Here is a 6,519-nt window from a genome sequence, read left to right on the forward strand (position 1 = left end):
CTACTCCTTACTCATTTCAATGATCATTTCTTTAACAGTGGGAATTTCTAGTTTGGAACACAAAGATTTTTCTGTTCGTAAGGTTCGGTCAACTTTTTTTGGATAAGCCTTTGTGATATCAAGGTTGAGCTTAAAAATTTCATTGAAATATTGCAACAGTTGAAATTTACTTACATCATCATCGGAAAAAATATGAAATAGGCCAACGTCATAAAATTCTTGAAGTATAATTTTTTCGCACACTTTTGCATACCATTTTGTGGTTAGGCCATTCCAAAGGTGGGTTTGGTAGCCGTCGATGCTTTTGCCAGCTTGAGATTTTGCCCAGGAGAAAAGGCTAACAAAACCACGAATTTCTGGACCAACAATACTCGTTCTAAGAACCATAGCATTAGTAAAACATTCGCCTAAAGACTTACTTTTGCCATAAAAATCTAAAGCATCTTGGGGCGCAGTCTCTACATATTTTCCCTGGTTACCTGAATAAACGCAATCCGTTGTAATATGAATGAGCCGTATGTTATTTGACTCACAAAAGTTTGCTAGTTCCAAAGGAAACACTGAATTAATCTTTAAGGATACAAGGGGGTTTTTATCTATAAAAGGTGTTATTATACCAATACAGTTTATCATGTAGTCAAAATTTTTAGGAAGGGTTTCTACGCTTTGGATCAAAGGATCGAAAAAAATCCCTTTAGTTGCATGGGAAAGGGGATTTCGTGTGGTAGGTGTTACAATAAAATTTGGATTTTTTTCAAGATAGCCATATACTGTGTTGCCTAACATTCCTGTTGCGCCTAGAACTAGAATTCTTTTTATCATGATCTAGCCCTCCAATTAGCGAGTTCATTTTGAATAAAATCAAGCTGAAGTAGCTTTTCTTTAATTTGTGAAATACTAAGAATAACGGTATTGTTAGAGGTATATTCTTCGCATTCTAAAGTTTTCCTATTTCCTAACGTAAGGTATTGTTCATAATTTAGATTTCGATGATCCATTTCAATTTTAAAATACTTTTCTAGCTCTACTGAACGTGCCATTTCTTCTTTTGTTACCAAAGTTTCGAATAACTTTTCGCCATGTCTGGCACCTATGGTGGTAATTTGGTTGGGCGCATCAAAAAGTTCTTTTAAAGCTTGTGCCAAATCTAAAATGGTGCAAGCGGGTGCTTTTTGAATAAAAATATCACCTTGACTCCCGTAATGAAAAGCAAATAGGACAAGGTCTACGGCTTCTTCTAATGACATTAAAAAACGAGTCATTTTGGGATCAGTTACGGTGAGAGGATGCCCTGTCTTTATTTGTTCAACAAAAAGGGGGACAACAGAGCCCCTTGAAGCCATAACATTACCATACCTTGTACAACAAAGGCTTGTTTTATCAAGGGCAACAGTTCTTGATTTGGCAGTGACGATTTTTTCCATCATTGCCTTAGAAATACCCATAGCATTAATGGGGTATGCGGCTTTGTCTGTAGATAGGCAGATGACCTTTTTCACACGTTGATTAATGGCACTGGTTAAAACATTATCTGTACCTAAAACATTTGTTTTTACAGCCTCAAGGGGGAAAAATTCGCAGGAAGGTACTTGTTTAAGGGCAGAGGCATGAAAAACATAGTCTACCCCACGCATTGCAACATCCACACTTTGCAAGTCTCTTACGTCACCAATATAGAATTTTAATTTATCATTCTTATATTGTTTTCTCATATCATCTTGTTTTTTTTCGTCTCTGGAAAAGATTCTAATTTCTTTTATGTCATTATAATATAAAAATTTTTTTGCGACTACATTACCAAAGGAACCAGTCCCTCCTGTAATGAGCAATATTTTATCGTTGAAATTCTCTGACATTACGACTCCTCCAAAAAAACATATCTTTATTATGATATGATGAGACTTTTTTTGTGTGTACACAATGTTGCAGAATGTCTTTTTGTGGCTGAAAAATTAAAAGTAGCATTTGAAGGTCAAAGGGGAAGTGCAGAAATGAAGGGACATTCCTTATCATGAAAATAATAAAAAGACACCGTTACCATTTTGGTGAACGGTGCCTTCTTTTGAAAGTCTTTGTATGAAGTCCTATTGTATTGAAAGGAATAAATATGGTTTTGTTAATAGGTATTTTATTTCGGAGTATTTTTGCATTAAATACTGATAAGCTATTATTAAATCACATAATTATCCCCTGGTTTATGGGACTCCATTAAATCAGCAATTGTAATACCATCTAGATATTCGGCAATCAGTGCATCTAGGCCTTGCCATATTTTAATGGTGCGGCAGTCATGCATTCTATGGCACTGTTCTGACTTTTCATCCAGACAGGCCACCGGGGCAAGGCTACCTTCAGTTATGCGTAAAATACCGCCAATGGTATAAGCGTCTGGAGCTTTATTGAGACGATAACCGCCGCCTTTTCCCCTTTGACCCATCAAAATCTTTTCTTTTACTAAAGATTTTATAATTATCTCTAAATATTTTTCTGAAATATCCTGACGTTCGGCAATTTCTTTTAAAGGGACATAGCCTCCTGCGTGTTCTGCTAGATCAATCATTACCCGTAATGCATATCTACCTTTTGTTGAAATCATCATAAGTTATCCCTCCATATTAAAACCTATTATATATTAGGGTAAATAGGAAAGTAAATAAAAAAGTTTAGAATGATAAATAAACATTGACAGTATGAAGATGTAGGAGTATTATACCTATAAACATACTAAGGAGATAGGTATATGGATGAATATTACGAATTTCGATGTTGTAGTCGTTGAGTAGCTTTGGATAATTAGGATCAGAAAACATAATTATGGAGGGATTTCTTATGCGTAACATTTATACATCAGTAGATCAATTGGTTGGTAGAACGCCACTTGTAGAACTTATGAACTTAGAAAAAGAACAAGGGCTTTTGGCAAAAGTTATAGCAAAGCTAGAATATTTTAACCCAGCTGGGTCTGTGAAGGATAGAATAGCAAAAAGTATGCTGGAAGATGCAGAAAAGAGGGGGGTACTGAAACCCGACACCGTAATCATTGAACCTACGTCAGGAAATACTGGTATTGGCTTAGCAGCAATGGCAGCGGCAAAGGGATATCGTATGATTATTGTTATGCCAGAAACTATGAGCATTGAACGACGTCAATTGATGAAGGCCTATGGAGCAGAATTGATTTTAACCGATGGAACGAAAGGGATGAAGGGTGCAATTGCAAAAGCGGAAGAATTGGCCAAGGAAATTCCCAATAGTTTTATTCCAGGGCAGTTTGTAAACCAAGCTAACCCTAAAATACATATTGCAACCACAGGCCCGGAAATTTGGGAAGACACCGATGGAGCTATTGACGTATTTGTTGCAGGCGTTGGAACAGGAGGTACGGTAACAGGGGTAGGAACTTATTTGAAATCAAAAAATCCAGAAATAAAGATTGTTGCTGTGGAGCCAACAGCATCCCCAGTGCTAAGCGGAGGTACCGCAGGAGCCCATAAAATTCAGGGAATTGGAGCTGGTTTTGTGCCGGAAGTGCTGGATACAGATATATTTGATGAGATTATTACTGTTGAAAATGAGGATGCCTTTGAAACAGGCAGATTAATTGCCCGCTCTGAGGGGGTTTTGGTTGGCATTTCATCAGGCGCAGCGGTATGGGCGGCAATTCAGATAGCAAAACGCCCTGAATATGCTGGCAAAAATATTGTGGTGTTACTGCCTGACACAGGGGAGCGCTACCTCACAACACCAATGTTTGGTGAATAAGCTGTACAAATTTATAGTAAGCCTAGCTTAAATTTGCTTATGATGAGTAATTGCTGAATCCTTCTTTATTGAAACTAAGGTAATGTAGAGCAAAATGGAGGGAAAACAATGGTCAATTGTTATGAAATTTATGTTTTGTGGCAATTGGCCGTGTTTTGTAATAAAAGTAAGAATCAGCAAGGGTTGAAACTTACTCAATTCTAGTGCAAGGGAGTAACAAAATGGAAAATAAGGAAAAAATAAAAACCGCTTTGATTGCCATGAGTGGTGGTGTGGATAGTTCAATAGCAGCTTATTTAACGAAGGAAAAAGGATTTCAATGCCAAGGAACGACAATGCGTTTATACCGGAATGAGGACATTGGACAATGCGGATTTCATACTTGCTGTTCTCAGCGTGATATTGATGATGCCAGCGAGGTCGCATTTCAATTAGATATTCCCTATGATGTGCTAGATTTTACTATGGACTTTCGTAAGCAAATCATAGAAAATTTTATTCGTGTTTATGAAGAAGGAGGTACACCAAACCCTTGTATTGATTGCAATCGTTATATGAAGTTTAATAAGTTATTGAAATTTGCAAGGGAGAAAAAATTGGATTATGTTGTGACGGGGCATTACGCTAGGATTGTATTTGATAAGGAATCGGGTCGCTATTTATTAAAAAAAGCCGTAGACGAGACCAAAGACCAAAGCTATGCTCTTTATGCCATGACCCAGAATCAGCTTGCTCACACCTTATTTCCATTGGGTCATTTACGTAAAACAGAGGTAAGAAAACTGGCTGAAAAACTTCGCTTTGTTAATGCTGCAAAACATGATAGTCAAGATATTTGTTTTGTTCCCCATGGGGACTATACCAGATTTATGGAAGAACATAGGGGAAGGGCATATCCCGAAGGGGACTTTTTGGATGAAAAGGGTAATATTGTTGGGCGACATAAGGGGGCTGTTCGCTATACACTAGGACAACGAAAGGGATTGGGGTTGACTATGGGGAAGCCGGTATATGTTTGCGCAAAATCCATGGAAAATAACACGGTTACCGTGGGATCCGAGGCTATGCTTTACTCTTACGCATTAATCGCTGAAGAAATGAATTGGATTTCAATTCCAAAATTGGAAAGACCTATGAGGCTTATGGGTAAAACTCGTTATGGACAGGCGGAACAATGCTGCACTGTAATTCCTCTTGGAGATGGGAAAATCAGAGTGGAGTTTGATGTTGCGCAACGTGCAGTTACCCAGGGGCAAGCTTTGGTTTTATATGATAAAGATGTGGTGGTTGGTGGCGGGACAATTCTGAATGTTGTTCATGATGGGTTGCAGTTACTAAATCATAAGTATAATAAGTTACCATAGTATATTGGAGGAAGAGTATGATTTATTTGGATTACGCAGCAAATACGCCTGTAGCTATCGAAGTGTTAGAGCGATTTTGTCAGGTTGAGAGCAATTTTATTGGTAACCCAAACGCTTCCCATCAGTGTGGTAAGGCATCGAAGGAAGAAATGGCGAAAGTCACTGAGGGCATTGCTCGCTTATTAAAGGTAAGTCCCACAGAAATTATCTATATCTCAGGAGCAAGCGAAGGGAATAATTTGGCCATTAAGGGAATTGCCCATGCCTCAAAACAAATTGGACGTCATATAATCTCAACTCCTTTGGAACACGCTTCGGTAAGTGGTTGCCTTTCCGTGTTAAAGGAGGAAGGCTTTGAAGTTGATTTGGTGAGTGTGAAAGAAGATGGTACAATAGACTTGAATCATTTAAAGTCATTAATGCGTAATGACACTATTTTAGTAGCAATTTGTGCGGTAGATAGTGAACTAGGAAGTAAACAACCAATTTCTAAAATCAAGAAAATTCTGAAGGATTACCCAAGTTGTCACCTCCATGTGGATGCTACCCAGGCGATTGGGAAGGTACAAATATCATTTGAGGGGGTGGACACCATGTGCTTTACATCACATAAATTTTATGGTTTAAATGGATGCGGCATATTACTCAAACGTAAAAATTTAGAGATTGAGCCTTTGATTCATGGGGGAGCTAGTATAACACGTTATCGTAGCGGCACACCCACTTTGGCCCTTGCAGCTGCAATTGAGGTAGCATTAGGCTTAGCTTTAAAGGAGGAAAAAGCGAGGAATGAAGTGGTAAAGGTTTATAATCATATTTTACGAGAAAGGCTGAAGGCCTATCCCAATGTGTGTATAAATAGTCCTGAACATGGGGTACCTCATATTTTGAATTTAAGTATAGGAGGAGTAAAGGGCACTGTTTTTCAAAGGATTTTAGATGAAAAAGGGATTTGCGTATCGGTACGGTCTGCCTGTTCCATGGATGGGGAGTTTTCAGGGGCAATATTTGCAGTTTGCCAGGACAGAAGGAGGGCATTATCTTCATGGAGAATTAGTTTAAGCCATTTGACAACGGAGAAGGAGATACAAAAGTTTATAGAAGTTTTTGATTTATGTTATCATGGCTTAGTCAGAAAGTAATGCTTTTTTGTGTTGAGAAAGTGATGAATGAAAAACAATTATTAAGATTTGAATTCTAAAGAATAAAACCCTAAAAATAATAGAGAATAGGATTGATAAGTAAAGATATAAAAAGACTGGAAAATTGTGTTGACAAAAGGAAACTATTATGGTAAAGTTAATATCCGTTGGCAGACAGCCACGAAATGCATAAAAACGTCACAAATATCAAACTACTTTTGAATAGATAATACGAAAGCTGAACTGGTTGT

6 protein-coding genes are annotated in these 6,519 nt (G+C 37.7%); 3 read left to right on the forward strand and 3 right to left on the reverse strand.

The window, feature by feature from the left end; all coding sequences use genetic code 11:
- The 3 genes from ABVZ64_RS11895 to ABVZ64_RS11905 form a co-directional block, all read right to left on the reverse strand.
- Window positions 1-822, reverse strand: coding sequence for a sugar nucleotide-binding protein (locus ABVZ64_RS11895; RefSeq protein WP_352401226.1), 822 nt, complete (start codon window positions 820-822; stop codon window positions 1-3).
- On the reverse strand, window positions 819-1,856 hold the full coding sequence (locus tag ABVZ64_RS11900; protein ID WP_352401227.1) for a polysaccharide biosynthesis protein: 1,038 nt from the start codon (window positions 1,854-1,856) through the stop codon (window positions 819-821). Before ABVZ64_RS11900 ends, ABVZ64_RS11895 begins: the two co-directional genes overlap by 4 nt.
- Window positions 1,857-2,170: 314 nt before the next feature.
- Window positions 2,171-2,599, reverse strand: coding sequence for an RrF2 family transcriptional regulator (locus ABVZ64_RS11905; RefSeq protein WP_352401228.1), 429 nt, complete (start codon window positions 2,597-2,599; stop codon window positions 2,171-2,173).
- A 230-nt stretch (window positions 2,600-2,829) separates the two neighbouring features.
- Here ABVZ64_RS11905 and cysK point away from each other — a divergent pair, with 230 nt between their 5' ends.
- The 3 genes from cysK to ABVZ64_RS11920 all read left to right on the forward strand — a co-directional run bounded on the left by cysK (window position 2,830) and on the right by ABVZ64_RS11920 (window position 6,268).
- A complete protein-coding gene (gene cysK / locus ABVZ64_RS11910; protein WP_352401229.1) occupies window positions 2,830-3,762 on the forward strand; it encodes a cysteine synthase A in 933 nt (310 codons plus the stop codon).
- Between the two features lie 221 nt (window positions 3,763-3,983).
- A complete protein-coding gene (gene mnmA, locus ABVZ64_RS11915; RefSeq protein ID WP_352401230.1) occupies window positions 3,984-5,126 on the forward strand; it encodes a tRNA 2-thiouridine(34) synthase MnmA in 1,143 nt (380 codons plus the stop codon).
- A 17-nt stretch (window positions 5,127-5,143) separates the two neighbouring features.
- Window positions 5,144-6,268, forward strand: coding sequence for a cysteine desulfurase family protein (locus ABVZ64_RS11920; protein WP_352401231.1), 1,125 nt, complete (start codon window positions 5,144-5,146; stop codon window positions 6,266-6,268).
- Window positions 6,269-6,519: the final 251 nt, after the last annotated feature.

The sequence above is a fragment of the Anaerotignum sp. genome, assembly GCF_040307045.1.
Taxonomy (GTDB): Bacteria; Bacillota; Clostridia; order Lachnospirales; family Anaerotignaceae; genus Chakrabartyella.

Bases quoted from the DNA above. Each gene is read 5' to 3' on its own strand.
- ABVZ64_RS11905 (WP_352401228.1), bottom strand. From the start codon at position 2,599: ATGATGATTTCAACAAAAGGTAGATATGCATTACGGGTAATGATTGAT.
- ABVZ64_RS11920 (WP_352401231.1), top strand. From the start codon at position 5,144: ATGATTTATTTGGATTACGCAGCAAATACGCCTGTAGCTATCGAAGTG.
- ABVZ64_RS11895 (WP_352401226.1), bottom strand. From the start codon at position 822: ATGATAAAAAGAATTCTAGTTCTAGGCGCAACAGGAATGTTAGGCAAC.
- ABVZ64_RS11900 (WP_352401227.1), bottom strand. From the start codon at position 1,856: ATGTCAGAGAATTTCAACGATAAAATATTGCTCATTACAGGAGGGACT.
- cysK (WP_352401229.1), top strand. From the start codon at position 2,830: ATGCGTAACATTTATACATCAGTAGATCAATTGGTTGGTAGAACGCCA.
- mnmA (WP_352401230.1), top strand. From the start codon at position 3,984: ATGGAAAATAAGGAAAAAATAAAAACCGCTTTGATTGCCATGAGTGGT.